Annotated in this window: 18 protein-coding genes; 5 read left to right on the top strand and 13 right to left on the bottom strand. The window is 72.7% G+C overall.

The window, feature by feature from the left end; all coding sequences use genetic code 11:
* Window positions 1-95 precede the first annotated feature (95 nt).
* Both A6Q81_RS15150 and A6Q81_RS15145 read left to right on the top strand, forming a co-directional pair.
* A complete protein-coding gene (locus A6Q81_RS15150; RefSeq protein WP_067860816.1) occupies window positions 96-623 on the top strand; it encodes a TetR/AcrR family transcriptional regulator in 528 nt (175 codons plus the stop codon).
* Between the two features lie 62 nt (window positions 624-685).
* Window positions 686-1,813, top strand: coding sequence for a glycerophosphodiester phosphodiesterase (locus A6Q81_RS15145; RefSeq protein ID WP_286690970.1), 1,128 nt, complete (start codon window positions 686-688; stop codon window positions 1,811-1,813).
* A gap of 9 nt (window positions 1,814-1,822) precedes the next feature.
* On the opposite strand, the gene A6Q81_RS15140 is transcribed toward A6Q81_RS15145, so the two are convergent.
* The 6 genes from A6Q81_RS15140 to A6Q81_RS15115 form a co-directional block, all read right to left on the bottom strand.
* Window positions 1,823-2,374, bottom strand: coding sequence for a dihydrofolate reductase family protein (locus A6Q81_RS15140; protein ID WP_286690969.1), 552 nt, complete (start codon window positions 2,372-2,374; stop codon window positions 1,823-1,825).
* Complete coding sequence (locus A6Q81_RS15135) at window positions 2,371-3,321, bottom strand: helix-turn-helix transcriptional regulator (protein ID WP_286690968.1); 951 nt, start codon at window positions 3,319-3,321, stop codon at window positions 2,371-2,373. The genes A6Q81_RS15140 and A6Q81_RS15135 overlap by 4 nt, the downstream gene beginning before the upstream one ends.
* 52 nt (window positions 3,322-3,373) lie before the next feature.
* Entirely contained in the window at window positions 3,374-3,973 is a 600-nt protein-coding gene (locus tag A6Q81_RS15130) for an IMPACT family protein (RefSeq protein ID WP_286690967.1), read from the bottom strand.
* A gap of 17 nt (window positions 3,974-3,990) precedes the next feature.
* Window positions 3,991-4,752 carry a class I SAM-dependent methyltransferase gene (locus A6Q81_RS15125; protein WP_067860826.1) on the bottom strand — a complete coding sequence of 254 codons (762 nt, stop codon included), beginning with the start codon at window positions 4,750-4,752 and terminating at the stop codon, window positions 3,991-3,993.
* Between the two features lie 517 nt (window positions 4,753-5,269).
* Window positions 5,270-6,073 carry a crotonase/enoyl-CoA hydratase family protein gene (locus A6Q81_RS15120; RefSeq protein ID WP_286690966.1) on the bottom strand — a complete coding sequence of 268 codons (804 nt, stop codon included), beginning with the start codon at window positions 6,071-6,073 and terminating at the stop codon, window positions 5,270-5,272.
* Window positions 6,074-6,109: 36 nt separating this feature from the next.
* A complete protein-coding gene (locus A6Q81_RS15115) occupies window positions 6,110-7,090 on the bottom strand; it encodes a MerR family transcriptional regulator (protein ID WP_286690965.1) in 981 nt (326 codons plus the stop codon).
* Window positions 7,091-7,292: 202 nt separating this feature from the next.
* Between A6Q81_RS15115 and A6Q81_RS15110 the strand changes: the two genes are divergently transcribed.
* Both A6Q81_RS15110 and A6Q81_RS15105 read left to right on the top strand, forming a co-directional pair.
* Complete coding sequence (locus A6Q81_RS15110) at window positions 7,293-7,565, top strand: WhiB family transcriptional regulator (protein ID WP_470207141.1); 273 nt, start codon at window positions 7,293-7,295, stop codon at window positions 7,563-7,565.
* 21 nt (window positions 7,566-7,586) lie between these two features.
* A complete protein-coding gene (locus A6Q81_RS15105) occupies window positions 7,587-8,147 on the top strand; it encodes a type 1 glutamine amidotransferase domain-containing protein (protein ID WP_286690964.1) in 561 nt (186 codons plus the stop codon).
* A 95-nt stretch (window positions 8,148-8,242) separates the two neighbouring features.
* Here A6Q81_RS15105 and A6Q81_RS15100 read toward each other — a convergent pair whose 3' ends face one another.
* The 6 genes from A6Q81_RS15100 to A6Q81_RS15075 are packed head-to-tail and all read right to left on the bottom strand — an operon-like array spanning window position 8,243 to window position 12,214.
* Window positions 8,243-8,554, bottom strand: coding sequence for a DUF4235 domain-containing protein (locus A6Q81_RS15100; RefSeq protein WP_067861961.1), 312 nt, complete (start codon window positions 8,552-8,554; stop codon window positions 8,243-8,245).
* 47 nt (window positions 8,555-8,601) lie between these two features.
* Window positions 8,602-8,742 carry a hypothetical protein gene (locus A6Q81_RS15095; protein ID WP_158509224.1) on the bottom strand — a complete coding sequence of 47 codons (141 nt, stop codon included), beginning with the start codon at window positions 8,740-8,742 and terminating at the stop codon, window positions 8,602-8,604.
* A 3-nt stretch (window positions 8,743-8,745) separates the two neighbouring features.
* Complete coding sequence (locus tag A6Q81_RS15090) at window positions 8,746-10,104, bottom strand: FtsX-like permease family protein (RefSeq protein WP_286690963.1); 1,359 nt, start codon at window positions 10,102-10,104, stop codon at window positions 8,746-8,748.
* Complete coding sequence (locus tag A6Q81_RS15085; protein WP_286690962.1) at window positions 10,101-10,793, bottom strand: ABC transporter ATP-binding protein; 693 nt, start codon at window positions 10,791-10,793, stop codon at window positions 10,101-10,103. Before A6Q81_RS15085 ends, A6Q81_RS15090 begins: the two co-directional genes overlap by 4 nt.
* Window positions 10,790-11,344 carry a PadR family transcriptional regulator gene (locus tag A6Q81_RS15080; protein WP_286690961.1) on the bottom strand — a complete coding sequence of 185 codons (555 nt, stop codon included), beginning with the start codon at window positions 11,342-11,344 and terminating at the stop codon, window positions 10,790-10,792. Before A6Q81_RS15080 ends, A6Q81_RS15085 begins: the two co-directional genes overlap by 4 nt.
* Window positions 11,345-11,368: 24 nt before the next feature.
* Window positions 11,369-12,214: an NADP-dependent oxidoreductase gene (locus A6Q81_RS15075; RefSeq protein WP_286690960.1), complete on the bottom strand. Its 846-nt coding sequence runs from the start codon at window positions 12,212-12,214 to the stop codon at window positions 11,369-11,371.
* Window positions 12,215-12,278: 64 nt separating this feature from the next.
* Between A6Q81_RS15075 and A6Q81_RS15070 the strand changes: the two genes are divergently transcribed.
* The gene (locus A6Q81_RS15070; RefSeq protein ID WP_067860843.1) at window positions 12,279-12,758 is read left to right on the top strand and encodes an NUDIX hydrolase; all 480 of its coding nucleotides are present in this window, start codon (window positions 12,279-12,281) and stop codon (window positions 12,756-12,758) included.
* 28 nt (window positions 12,759-12,786) lie between these two features.
* Here A6Q81_RS15070 and A6Q81_RS15065 read toward each other — a convergent pair whose 3' ends face one another.
* Entirely contained in the window at window positions 12,787-13,407 is a 621-nt protein-coding gene (locus A6Q81_RS15065) for a LysE family translocator (protein ID WP_067860844.1), read from the bottom strand.
* Between the last annotated feature and the right edge of the window lie 97 nt (window positions 13,408-13,504).

The raw sequence follows: 13,504 nt of genomic DNA, 5'->3' as shown, positions 1-13,504 counted from the left end.
GACCTACACTATACCGTCCAGCCGGTACAGTTCCTAACCCACGTACCCGTCCGCGTCGGTGATCCGTGTCGCACCCCGCCGGGTAGGCTCACGCCATGCCGCCGGCCGAGCGCTCCACCCGCGACCGTGTGCTCGACGCGTTCGAGACGCTCCTCGTCACCCAGGGCAGCCGCGCGGCCACGCTCGACGCCGTCGCCGCGCAGGCCGAGGTCTCCAAGGGCGGTCTGCTGTACCACTTCCACAGCAAGGACGAGCTCGTCGACGGCATGCTCACCCGGCTGCGCGAGCAGGGCGCACGCGACGCCGAGGCAATGAGCGAGGCGCCCGAGGGGCCCGTGGGCTACTACCTCGAGACGTCCGTCGACTCCGGCTCCGACTTCGACCGTGCCCTCATCGCCGCGGGTCGCATCGCGCAGGAGAACGACACCCGCGCCTCGGACGCGCTGGCCGACCTGCGCGAGGGGTGGTTCGTCGTGCTCCGCGAGCACCTCGGCGACGAGTCCCTGGCCCGCACCATCCAGCTCATCGGCGACGGCCTCTACTTCGACGACACCACCGGGCTGGCGGAGAAGAACGCCCTCCAGCACGTGCGCGACGTGCTGCAGCGCCTCGGCGCCCTCTGACCGTCATGTGATCGGCGACGCGATGTCGCCCGATGTTCACCCGCGGCGGCTGCCCTGGTGTCATGAAGCTGCTCGCTGTCAGTCTCGCCGCCGCCGGCGCGATCGCCACCCCCAGCGTCGCGGTCGCCACCCCGGTCGCGCCCACGCACGACAAGCCCGTCGTCCAGCACGGCAAGAAGCCGACCCGCACCGTCACCGTCTTCGCCCACCGCGGTGCGTCGGGCCACCGACCCGAGCACACGCTCGCCGCGTACGAGCTCGCCATCCGCCAGGGCGCCGACGTCATCGAGCCCGACCTCGTCAGCACCAAGGACGGCGTCCTGGTCGCCCGTCACGAGAACGAGATCAGCGGCACCACCGACGTCGCCTCGCACCCGGAGTTCGCCGACCGGCGCACGACCAAGGTGATCGACGGCGTCGACGTGACCGGCTGGTTCACCGAGGACTTCACGCTGGCCGAGCTCAAGACGCTGCGTGCGGTCGAGCGTCTCCCGCAGGTGCGGCCGGGCAACACCGTGTACGACGGGCGCTTCGAGATCCCCACCTTCGAGGAGGTGGTCGAGCTCGCGAAGCGCGAGAGCCGCGGCCGCCGCACCATCGCGGTCGCCCCCGAGACCAAGCACCCCACCTACTTCCGCTCCATCGGGCTCGACCTGAACCGTCCGCTCGTGCGCGCGATCCGCAAGGCCGGCTGGGACCGACGCAACGCACCGATCGTCGTCCAGTCCTTCGAGACCTCCAACCTCAAGGAGCTCGCCCGCTGGACCCGCGTGCCGCTCGTGCAGCTGACGTCGGCGTCGGGCGCGCCGTACGACCTGGTGTCGCGCGGTGACGACACGACCTACGCCGACCTGACGACGCCGCAGGGTCTGCGCTCCGTCGCCCGCTACGCCCGCTGGATCGGCCCCGACAAGAGCCAGGTCATCCCCCGCGACGCGAAGGGCGCGCACACGACGCCGACGTCGCTCGTGGCCGACGCGCACCGCGCCGGGCTCAAGGTCGTGGTCTACACGATCCGCAACGAGAACCAGTTCCTGCCCACCGACCTGCGCCTCGGCACCGACCCGAACGCCCCGGGCGACGTGCGGACCGAGCTGTTCCGCTACTTCGACGCCGGCGTCGACGGCGTGTTCGCCGACTACCCCGACTCCGCCGTCGCCGCCCGCGCCGCCTGGCAGAAGCGCCGCTGAGCCTCGCGCTCAGCCGGCGCGGCGACCCAGGACGTCGTAGTGCGCGACGACGAAGGCCCGGTTGCGGTCGACGTCGCGCAGGCGCAGGTCGAAGCGCGCCGGAAGCAGCGGCTTCCCTGACCCCAGCGTGACGGGCGCGATCGAGACGATCAGCTCATCGAGCACTCCCTCCCCGGCCAGGTCGGCGGCGAGCGCACCTCCCCCGACGACCCACACGTCCCGACCGTCGGCCGCTGCGACGACCTGCGGCCACCAGTCGGTCGGCGTGCCCTGGACGAGCCGCACGCTCGTCGAGGCGCGGTCGGGCGTCCGGTGGGTGACGACGAAGGTCGGCTGCGGGTACGGCCAGCGCTCGCCCGAGCGCGCGAGGTGCTCGACGACCCAGCGGTAGGTCGTCGCCCCCATCACGAGGGCGCCGGCACCGTCCATGTGCTCGTGCCCGCCGGGACCCTCGGGGTCGTGGTCCTGCTCCAGCAGCCAGTCCAGCGAGTCTTGCTCGTCGGCGAGGAAGCCGTCGAGCGTGGTGGCGGTGACGTAGCGGACGCGGGGACGTTCGGTCATCGGTGGAGGCCTCTCGGGTCGTCGTGCCCGGCACGGCGGTGCCAGAGGATCGGGTCGGGGTCGGGCAGGTCGGTGACGCCGGCCTGCGCGAGCATCCACCGGGCCGCGTGCCGACGCTGCGTGGAGAACGTCAGGACGTGCGACGCCACCTGACCGAGGCGGAACGACTCCGGGGGTTCGCACAGCGCGTCGACCACGGCGTCGCCCCAGGCGGAGCGTCGCTGTACGTCGCGGACCCAGGCGAGCCAACGCGGGGACAGCTCGTCGTGCCGGCCGACGAGGTCCGCGACGCTGGCGACGCCGGGGTCGGACGGCGCCGCCCCGCCCTCCAGGACGGCCAGCCACGGCTCGACGCCGAGGGCGAGGTGGGTGAGCACGGCGCGCAGGGTCTCCTCGGGCCCGTGCCAGTCGGTGACGCGGTGGCCCGGCATCCGCACGGCGTCCAGCGCCTGCGGCCCGAGCAGCCGCGACGCCCGCAGCAGCGCCCGGACGTCGTCGATGTCGTGCCGGACGAGCATCTCCAGGACGTCGCCGGCGGGGTGCTCCCGCGCCTCCCCCGCGGCGACGTAGAGCACCGACGGGCCGTGGAAGTGGATGCCGTTCGGTGCCGGGAGCCAGTGCCCTCGCTCCACGGCGGGCGGCAGCTGCGACGGCGGGTGTCCGAACGCGCGGCCGAAGGCGCGGGCGAAGCCGTCGACTGAGTCGTAGCCCGCGGCGAGGGCCACGTCGGTGACGCGGGCGCCGCGCTGCAGCTGCCAGGCCGCCCGCTCCAGCAGCACCCGGCGGCGCAGTGCGACGGGCGGCTCGCCGGTGGCCGCGCTCAGCTGGCGCGAGAGGTGGAAGGCTGACAGGTGCGCGCCTGCGGCCATGTCCGCCAGCCGGGGACGCTCGTCGGCCAGCACCGCGTCGAGCAGGGCGACGAGGCGGTCCGGTGCAGGAGCGGGCATGCGACCAGTCTGGACGCCACGACCCGGGCCGCGCCCGACCGTTCTTGCTGACCTACCGCCAGGTCTCGCCGACCGTCGAGACGTCGCCGCGTCCCGACGTCAACGAGGCGACGGTCGCGCTCACCTCGCCGTCGCGGTCCGGCTCGACGGCGAGCGTCAGCACCACGCGCGTCCCGTAGACGACGTCGACGACGTCCCACCCGGCGCGGAGCCGGTTCTCGACCACGCCGACGAGGTCCACCGGGACGGTCACGTCGACGAGGAACCGACGTCGACGCACCCGCGTGCCCGCGGCGTCGAGGGCGAGCATGGTCGCGTCGCCGTAGGCCCGCACCAGGCCGCCGACGCCGAGCAGCGTCCCGCCGAACCACCGCGACACGACGGCGACGACGTCGCTGACGCCGCGCCCCGTCAGCACCTCCAGCATCGGCCGGCCCGCGGAGCCGGACGGCTCGCCGTCGTCGTTCGAGCGGCGCAGCCGGGCGTCCGGGCCGACGACGAAGGCCGTGCAGTGGTGGCCGGCGGTCGGGTGACGTGCACGCACAGCGGCGACCACCGCACGAGCCGCATCCTCGTCGTCGACCGGGGCGACGTGCGCGACGAACCGCGAACGGCTGACCTCGAGCTCGACGTCGGCCGAGCCCGCAGGCACCAGGTAGTGGTCGGCGGTCAGCGGCGGCGCAGCTCGAGGAAGATGCTCGGACCGAAGTCGCGCGACGCGAGCCGCTCCTGCAGGGCCTTCTCGACCGAGACGAGCAGACCGGTCGGGAGCGCCTTCTTCAGCTTCTCGCTGCGCAGGTTCGAGACCGACAGCTTGCGCTCGAGGTGCAGCCCTGCGGATGCGAGCTGCTCGACGACGGTGTCGACGTTGTGGTTGACGAACGCGATCGCGTCGGGCTCCTCGGCCGTGGCCGTGCGGATGCTGACGGGCTCCTTCGGCAGGGCCTTGCCCTCCTTCTTGAACCGTCGACGGTTCTTGAAGTGGCCGTAGTTCGCGACCTCGATGAGGGCGGTGGCGCCGGGCTTCAGCACCCGCGCGATCTCGGAGAACTCGGTGGTCGGCTCGGGGATGTGGTGCATGACGCGCACCATCGTCAGCAGGTCGAGCGACGCGTCGTCGAACTGCAGGTCGTCGGCCTGCATCTGCACCTGCGCGATGTCGGTGCCGGCGAGCACACGCTCGGCCGCCTCGAGCTGAGTGCGGCTCGGCTCGGCGAGCGTGACGTGGTCGGCGTACTCGCGCAGCAGCAGGCAGAGCCGGCCGAAGCCGCCACCGACGTCGGCCGCCCGGCCGAAGTGACGGCCGTCCAGCAGACGACGGATCGCCGCCTCCTCGGCAGCGTGCTCGTAGTCGCGGTTGTCCCAGTAGGCCGTGTAGTCGTAGCCGCGGTCGTACTGGTCGGCAACCTTCTTGCGCTTCTCGTCCGTCACGCGCGCCAGCCTAACAACGCACCCCGCCCCCAGCCTGCGCGGTGCGCCCCTCCCCCGGGAAAGCCCGGAGTGGTCTCGATACGCCCGAAGCACGCTCGTCCCTCCCGGCTCCGCGCTCCTCGACCAACGGTAGGTTCCGCTGGTCGAGTAGTCCGAGCGAGCTTGCGAGGCTCGGACGTATCGAGACCACCCGGCAACGGCCCAGCGCAAACCGACCCCCAGCGACCGCTCGGAGTGGTCTCGCTCCGTCGCGGCTACGCCCTTGGTGCGACGGCTCCAGCACCTCCCCTCGCTGGCGCTCGTGGAGGCACTCGACCAGCGGAAGGTTCCGCTGGTCGAGTAGTCAGGACGAGCTTGCGAAGTCCTGACGTATCGAGACCACCCGGCAACGGCTCAGCGTCACCAGACCGGGCGTGCCTGGGTCTGGACACTGCCGAGGTCTCGATACAGCGGGACCGGCTCCGCCGGTGCACCACTCGACCTGGCTTCACCGTTCAGGCGCTGGGCGCCTTCAGGTTCAGCCAAACGTGCGGGGGCCGAACTCCGGCTGCTCGCGCTTCAGGCCCGCCTTGCGGGCGATCGCGGTGTTCGGGGAGCGGAACATGGCGAGCTGGTAGAGGCGCTCGCGGCGGAACGCGGAACGCAGGCCGCCGAGGCGCACCTGGTTGAGCAGCTTCTTGCTGGCGGCGACGGAGTCGGGTGACCGGGCGACGATCGCGTCGACCAGCTCCAGCGCCGGCTTCAGCGGGTCGTCGGCGACGCCGGACGCCAGGCCGATCTCCGCGGCCTCGGCACCGGAGACGGTCTCGCCGGTGATCGCGAGCCGCTTGGCGACGTCGGCTCCGACCAGCTCGACGAGGGGCACGGTGCCGCTCATGTCGGGCACGAGGCCCCACTTGGCCTCCAGCAGCGACCACTGCGCGTCGGGCGTCGTGAAGCGGAAGTCGGCGGCGAGCGCGAGCTGGATGCCCGCACCGAACACGTGGCCGTGCGTCACGGCGATCACGGGCACCGACAGCTCGCGCCAGGCCCACAGCGCCTGCTGGAACCCGTTCGTCGCCCGCCAGGGCAGGGTGAGGAAGAACCGGGCGACCTTCGCCCGCTGCGGCTGCACCGACGCGAAGTCGAGTCCGGCGCAGAACGAGTCGCCCTCGCCCTGCAGCACGACGGCCCGGACGTCGCGGTGACGGCGCACCTCGGCGGCAGCGTCGAGCAGACCCTGCAGGACGTCGAAGTCGACGCCGTTGAGCTTCTCGGGCCGGTTGAGGCTGACGTACGCGACGGGTCCGTCGATGCGGGTGAGGACGGCAGACGTGGTCATGGATCAAGGCTAGACCTCGCCCCGACGAGGTCGCGGTCAGCGCACGCGGTCGAGGACCTTGCGCACGGCGGTGCCGACGTCGGCGGCGACCTCGGGGGCCTCGGTGCCGTAGCGGATCCGCAGCTCGTCGGGCCAGCCGGGAGTGGCCCGGATGAAGGCGGCGCGTCCACCGTTCTCGACGTGGTGACGCACGATCCCCGCCGAGTCGCCCGGAGCGTTCCAGAGCACGACGACCGACGGTGACAGCCTCCAGGCGAGGTCGAGCACCTCCCGCGGGCCGATGTCGGGACCGATGACGCGCAGCACGACGTCGGCCTGCGCGAGCGCGGCCGCCCAGGCGACGAACGGGAGCGCCTGCGACTCCTCCGTGAACGTCGCGAGCAGCACCTGCGGCTTGAGCCCACCCTGGGCGGGCGGGGCGCTGGGCCCACGCACCTCGAGCAGCGCGTCGAGCACCGCCCGCAGCGTCAGGGACAGCGCGTCGCGCTCGAGGTTCCCGCGGGAGGCCTCCTGCGTGAGGCGGCTCAGGGTGGGAGACAGCACGTCGCGCCACGCCTCGAGCACGGACGAGGACTCCAGCACGCCGGTGACGAGCTGCTGCAACCGCGTCTCGTCGCTGGCGGTGGCCGCGGCGAGCAGGGAGTCGAGGACGTCGTCGGTCTCGACCGGAGCCGTGTGGCCGGTCTCGCCCCGCAACGCCGACGCGAGATCGTCGCGGTCGAGGTGCCGGGCGACGCGGGCGGCGTCCTGCGCGGAGACCCCGCGCGAGACCATGCGGCGGACCAGCTCGACGCGGGTGATGTCGCGCTCGGTGTAGCGGCGGTGCCCGCCGTGCGTGCGGTGGCTCGGACCGATGCCGTAGCGACGCTCCCAGGTGCGCAGGGTCGACGCAGCGACACCGAGTCGCGAGGAGACCGCTCCCACGCCCCACGTCAGGTCAGTGCCGGCGTCGGCGACGTCGCTCCACTGTCCCGCGGGCTGACGGGGTTCCTCGGGACGTCCTGGTGTTTCCTTCACCTACGCCACCTCCCAGCCTTCCTGGGTAGGTTGCTCATGTTACGGAGGATCCAGGATCTTGCCATTCTGCTTCAAGGTGCATAGATTGTGAGCAAGTTGTGTTTCTGGTCGGAGCCTCTCCGTCCCGGAGCCCATCAAGGTCGCCGGAGACTCCGACGCGACCGAGAGGGGGCACGAAATGGTCAACATCAGACGCCTGCCGATGCCGCTGCAGGAGACGTACGACTGGCAGTACGACGGTCTCTGCCGTGAGGTCGATCCGGAGAGCTTCTTCTCGCCGGAGGCCGAGCGCGGAGCGCCGAAGGCCCGCCGAGAACAGGCCGCGAAGGCGCTCTGCCTGCGCTGCCCGGTGATCGAGCAGTGCCGTGAACACGCGCTTTCGGTGCAGGAACCGTACGGTGTGTGGGGAGGGCTCAGCGAGGCCGAGCGGCGCGACATCCTCAGCCGCAGCCCGCACCCTCACCGCGCTGCCTGACCCCCACCGAGAGGACTCCCCGTGTCCGATGCATCCCTGTCCGGCAAGACGATCGCCTTCCTCACCGCCGAGATCGGGGTGGAGAAGCCCGAGCTCGAGGAGCCGTGGAAGGCGGTCGTCGAGGCCGGCGGCACACCCGTGCACGTCGCGCCCGAGGCCGGCACCGTCCAGTCGATGGTGAACGACACCGACAAGGACGCCACGTTCGAGGCGACGGTCGCCGTGGCCGACGCCTCGGCGTCCGACTACGACGCCCTGGTGCTGCCCGGCGGCACCGTGAACGCCGACAAGGTGCGCTCCGACGAGACGTCGGTCGCCCTGGTGAAGGCGTTCGTCGACGCCGGCAAGCCGGTGGCCGCGATCTGCCACGCCCCGTGGACGCTGGTCGAGGCCGGCGTGCTCCCGGGCAAGACGCTCACGTCGTTCCCGTCGCTGGCGACGGACGTCAAGAACGCCGGTGGCACCTGGCAGGACGCCGAGGTGTTCCACTGCCCGGCGAACGGCTGGGACCTCGTCACCTCCCGCAACCCCGACGACATCCCGGCGTTCAACGCGAAGCTCGTGGAGGTCTTCGCGGGCTGAGGCTCGCGATCCCGAACGACGACGAAGGCGCTGTCACCCGACCGGGGTGGCAGCGCCTTCGTCGATCGTGGGACTTTCGTCGTCCGCGAGGTGCGTCAGGAACCGGGCCACTCGCCGGTGACCTTCTCGAACGTGCGGGCGCCCTGGCGGTTGATGACCGCCTTGACGACGGCGTAGATCGCGCCCTGCAGCGCCGCCGCGACGAGGATCTCCTTGATCGGGTACTCGCTCTCCAGCGGACCGGGCGCGTCGGAGCGCTGGTCGCTGCTCGGGCTGACGCGCTTCCAGATCTGCTTGAAGATCAGGCTCGACAGCAGCCCGCCGAGGATCGAGCTGACGATCCCCACGGGCCGGTAGAGGAGCTTGGCCGAGGTGCTGGGCTGCTTCGAGGGTGCGCGACTGGGCATGGGACCGACGGTAGCCATCCGCACCGACGGCCGCACCCCGGCGACGGTCAGGCGTCGTCCCGACGGCGGACCACGTCAGGACGGGTGAACGCCGACCCGAGCAGCGCGGTGGCCACGACCTGCTGCACGCGCCGTCGGCGTCGGCCGTGCGCGGCGCGGCGTCGGTTCGCCGACGTGAACCGGTCCACGGCCTACTCCGTCCGCAGGTGCAGTGGGCGGGCCGCATCGACCGCCACAGGCCTGACGAGTCGGGCGGCCGCCCAGGCCGCGAGGCTGACGCACGCCCAGGTGCCGAGGATCCCGACGACGACCGCCACGAGCCGGGTCCCGCCGAGCGACTCCCCGACGAGCAGGAGGCCGGAGTAGCCGAGCGCGCCGATCGTCGCGCCGGTCACGCCGAGCGGGACGGCGACGAGCCGCACCTGACGCAGGAGCGCCCGGTCGAGGTCGACCTGGGTCGTGCCCGTGGCCGCGAGGAACGCGATCTCCCGCCGCGACTCCCAGATGGACTCGACGGCGTGCACGGCGAGGGAGCCCGCGAGCACCGCCAGCGCGACGAGGGCCGCCACGGCGGTCGCGACCGCGCCGATGTCGTAGGTTCCGTCAGCCTCCCACTGGCCCATCGCCATGACGTCGCCGGAGAAGACGGCCGTAGTGCCGAGCGCGAGGCCGATCGCGCCGACGCCTGCCGCCGCCCTGCCGGCGGCCCCGGGGGCCACGAGCACCCGCTGTGCCGCCAGCAGGTCGGGTGCCGTCCTCGCACGACGGACGACACGACGGGCGACGCCGTAGGCGACCCAGGGCGCGGAGCCGACCAGGCCGAGGACGATGAGGCCCAAGGCGACGAAGGTGAGCAAGAGGTAGACGTCGCTGCCGTAGCCGGCCCCCAGCTGCGTCACCAGGAGGACGGCGCCGACGCCGAGCGCGGCCGGACCCCGCCACGACAAGCCCGACCGGAGGTCGACACGGCGGGCGGTGCCCAGCGGGTCGTCCTTGCCCGCTCGCGCGCCGACACCGGCGCCGACCAGGGCGACGCCGACGAGGACGAGCGGGACGACCCACAGGGGTGGGAAGGACGTCGGGGCGAGGAAGCCCGGACCCGCGAGCAGGGACCGGAGCAGCAGGAACGTGGGGATGCCGAGCACTCCTCCGACGAGCGCAGGCAGCGCCACCTCGAGGGCCGCGAGGGCTCGCACGTCCCGCCGCGTGGCCCCGGCGAGCCGGAGGGCCGCGTCACGTCGCTGCCTGGAGGCGGCGCCCAGCCGCACCGCCTGGTCGAGCAGCAGCAGCGGGGGCAGCACGAGCACGATCGCGCCGAACAGCACGCCGCCACGCGTACCTGGGTCGGCGACGATCCAGTTGACGGACTCGAGGTCGGTGCCGTAGCCGCGGGCGTCGATGACCAGGTCCGAGGGAATGCGCTCGAACCAGAGCATGGCGATCGACGCGGCCGCCATGAGCACGGCGGTCGCGACCGCGGTCGCGGCGACCACGACGAGAGCGCGCGACCCTGCCCCGGCGCGCAGGAGCGCGGGGACGACGCTCCTCATCGCGCCGCCTCCTCGCTGACGACACGACCGTCGCGCAGCACGACCTCGCGGTCGAGGGCTGCGGCGACGCGGTTGTCGTGGGTAACCACGACGAGGGCCGCACCGGACTCCGCCGTAGCGGTGCGCATGACGTCGAGCACCTCCTCGGCGGTGACGGTGTCGAGCGCGCCGGTCGGCTCGTCGGCGAGCACGAGGCGCGGCGACGTGACGAGCGCGCGGGCGATCGCGACCCGTTGCTGCTCGCCGCCGGAGAGCTCGCCCGGTCGCTGACCGGCGAGGTCCCCGACCCCGAGCCGATCCAGCCAGTGGTGGGCGGCGGCCTCGGCCGCGTCTCGCGCCGACTTCTCGAGCAGCAGCGGGAAGGCCACGTTCTGCAGGGCCGTGAGCTCGGGGACGAGCTGCCCGAACTGGAGCACCAGACCGATCTCTCGCCGCCGCAGCCGCGTGCGCTGCGCGTCGTCGAGGGTGTCGAGGTCGTGCCCGACGACCTCGACCGTCCCCGACTGCGGCCTGAGGACACCCGCCAGGGCGAGCAGCAGCGTCGACTTGCCGGACCCGGACCGCCCGGTGACCGCCACCCGTTCGCCCTCCACCACCTGGACGGAGGCGCCTGCGAGGGCGAGGGAGCGGCCGTAGGACTGGTGCACCTCGTGGGCGCGTGCGACGACGGCGGGCGGGGTCGTGGTCATCGGGTGGCTCCTGCACTGGAGGGGCGTCGGGGTTCGAGGGAGGCTCGCGCGAAGCGGTCGGCGGCGGCCTGGAGCCACTGCAGGTCGGCGTCGAGGTGGGCGACGGCGTGGTCGACGCTGACGCGTGCGGCGACGTCGGTGGCGGCGTCGCGCTCTCGCACGAGTCGGCGCATGGCCTCCAGGTGGGCCTCGCGCTGTCGGCGGAGGTAGGCGACGGCGTCACCTCCGGCATGGAGGGCGGTGATCGTCTTGCGGACGACGTCGTCCGCGGCCGCAGGGGCGGGAGGTTCGACGTCGTCGAGCCACGCCTGCAGGCGGTAGCGACCTTCGTCCGTCAGGGCGTACGTGGTGCGCTCGGGACCGCCGGAGGGGTCCGCAGTCTCCACCACCTCGACCGCGCCGTCGTCCGACAGCTTGCCGAGCGAGGCGTAGACCTGCCCGTAGGCGAGCGGCTTGGCTGCCGGGAAGCGGGCGTCGTGGGCGCGCTTCACGTCGTAGCCGTGCGCGGGTCCGTCGGCGAGGATGCCGAGCAGCACGTGGGCGAGAGCCATGGCGCAACTATACACATCATGTATTCATGTGGTGAAGAGTCGCGCACGACCACGCGGACGCACGACGCCCTCCCACCCGCGGGGTGGGAGGGCGTCGACATCGCTGTGCGGCTCAGTCCTCGCTGACGCGGATGGCGAGCTTGCCGTGGACGTGGCCCTCGCGGCTGCGCGCGAACGCGTCGGCGAGGTCCTCGAGGTCGTAGACGTCGTCGACCTCCACGCGCACGGGTCGAGCACCACCGAGACACCGTCGGGCGCGAGCTCGCGGACCGCGTCGGCGAGACCGTCGCCGTACTCGACGGGCTCGCCGCCGAGGTCGCGGATGCGGTCGTGCTGCGACGCGGACGCCGAGCCGATCACGCGGGCCCGGAAGGCGCGGGCGGCGAGCTGGACGGCGAAGGAGCCGACGCCGCCGCCGGCGCCGTGGACGAGCACGGTGTCCTCGGGGCCGACCTCGAGCCGCTCGAGCGCCTGGAACGCCGTGAGTCCGGCGAGCGGCAGCGACGCCGCCTCCTCCCAGGACAGGTCGCGTGGCTTGCGGGCGGCGGCTCGCACCGGCACCGTCGTCAGCTCGGCGAAGGTCCCGCGGTGCACGTAGTCCTGGCGGTTGTAGGCGACGACCTCGTCACCCACCGCGAACTCGGGGGTGTCGATGCCGACGGCGGAGACGACGCCGGCGACGTCCCAGCCCGGGACCACCGGGAAGCGGACGTCCATCATCGCGTCGAGGCCGCCACTCATCAGCTTCCAGTCGACCGGGTTGACCGAGGCGGCGCGCACCTCCACGAGGATCTCGCCCGGCCCGACCTTGGGGGTCGGCTGGTCGGTGAGCTCGAGGACGTCGTCGTCGCCGTACTGGGCATAGGTCATGGCACGCATGGAGGTGTCAACGGACGCGACCGGTGGACCATTCCGCGGCGTCTAGGCTCGGGGCATGGCCACCCCGGACTTCGTCCTCGCCCTGCGCGCCAAGATCGGCACGGACCCGCTCTGGCTGCCGGGCGCCATCGCCGTCGTGTGCAAGGACGATCTCGTACTGATGGTGCGCAGATCCGACACCGGTGCGTGGACGCCGGTGACCGGCATCATCGATCCCGGCGAGCAACCTGCTGCGGCAGCCGTGCGCGAGACCCTCGAGGAGACTGGCGTGGTCGCCGATCCGATCCGACTCGCCTCGGTCGACGTCAGCGGCGAGGTCGTCTACCCCAACGGTGACCGAACCCGGTTCGTCGACCTGACGTTTCGACTGGCTTGGGTCTCGGGCGAGCCCTACCCGGCAGACGGCGAGAACACGGAGGCTCGCTGGTTCCCGCGCGATGCGCTGCCCGAGATGACCGCGGAGATGCGCACGCGCGTCGACGCGGGGCTCTCGGACGAGGTGTCCGCTCGTTTCAAGACGTCGCCGCCCGACTGAACGTCGCTCGCGAGGACCGTCGGGGATCTCAACCCTCGGCGGCGAGGGCGGTCGCGAAGCCGAGCATGACCACGCCCGTGCCGCCGTCCACGCCGCGGCGGAAGCCAGGGCGGGCGATGCGCGACGCCGCGCCCGAGGCGGCCACGACGACCGCGAGCAGCACGACCGCGCCGACGACCACGAGCGTCAACGCGTAGGCCGCGAGCACCGCGACCCCCTGGTCGTGGCCGACGAACTGCGGCAGCACGGCCAGGTTGAACGCGAGCACCTTCGGGTTCGTCACGTTGCAGACGAAGCCCTGCCGGAAGGCAGTCCGGCGGCGCACCTGGGCGCGACCGGAGCCGACGGTCCAGGCCGACCCGTCGCGACGCAGCGCCGCGCGCAGGGCCCCGACGCCCAGCCACGTCAGGTAGACGACGCCGGCCCAGCGGATGGTCTGGAACACCGGCTCCGACGCGGCGAGCACCGCGCCGAGACCCATGGCGGCCAGCAGGCCCTGCAGCGCACCGGCCGTCGAGATGCCGGCCGCGGTGAACAGGCCCCGACGTCGTCCGCCGACCACGCTGGCGCGCAGGGTCAGGAAGGTGTCGGGGCCCGGCGCGACGGCGAGGAGCGCTGCGAACGCCAGGAAGGAGAGGTAGGTCGCCACCCGAGGATCGTAGGCCTCGCGGCCGGTCGCGCGGACCGCTTCACGACCTCGCGCGACTCGCCTCACACGACCCGCGCGGAACTCGACCCAGCAGTCG

The organism is Aeromicrobium sp. REDSEA-S38_B2, from assembly GCF_001628525.1.
Lineage (GTDB): Bacteria > Actinomycetota > Actinomycetes > Propionibacteriales > Nocardioidaceae > Aeromicrobium > Aeromicrobium erythreum.
This window is presented reverse-complemented; position numbering and strand designations above follow the sequence as displayed.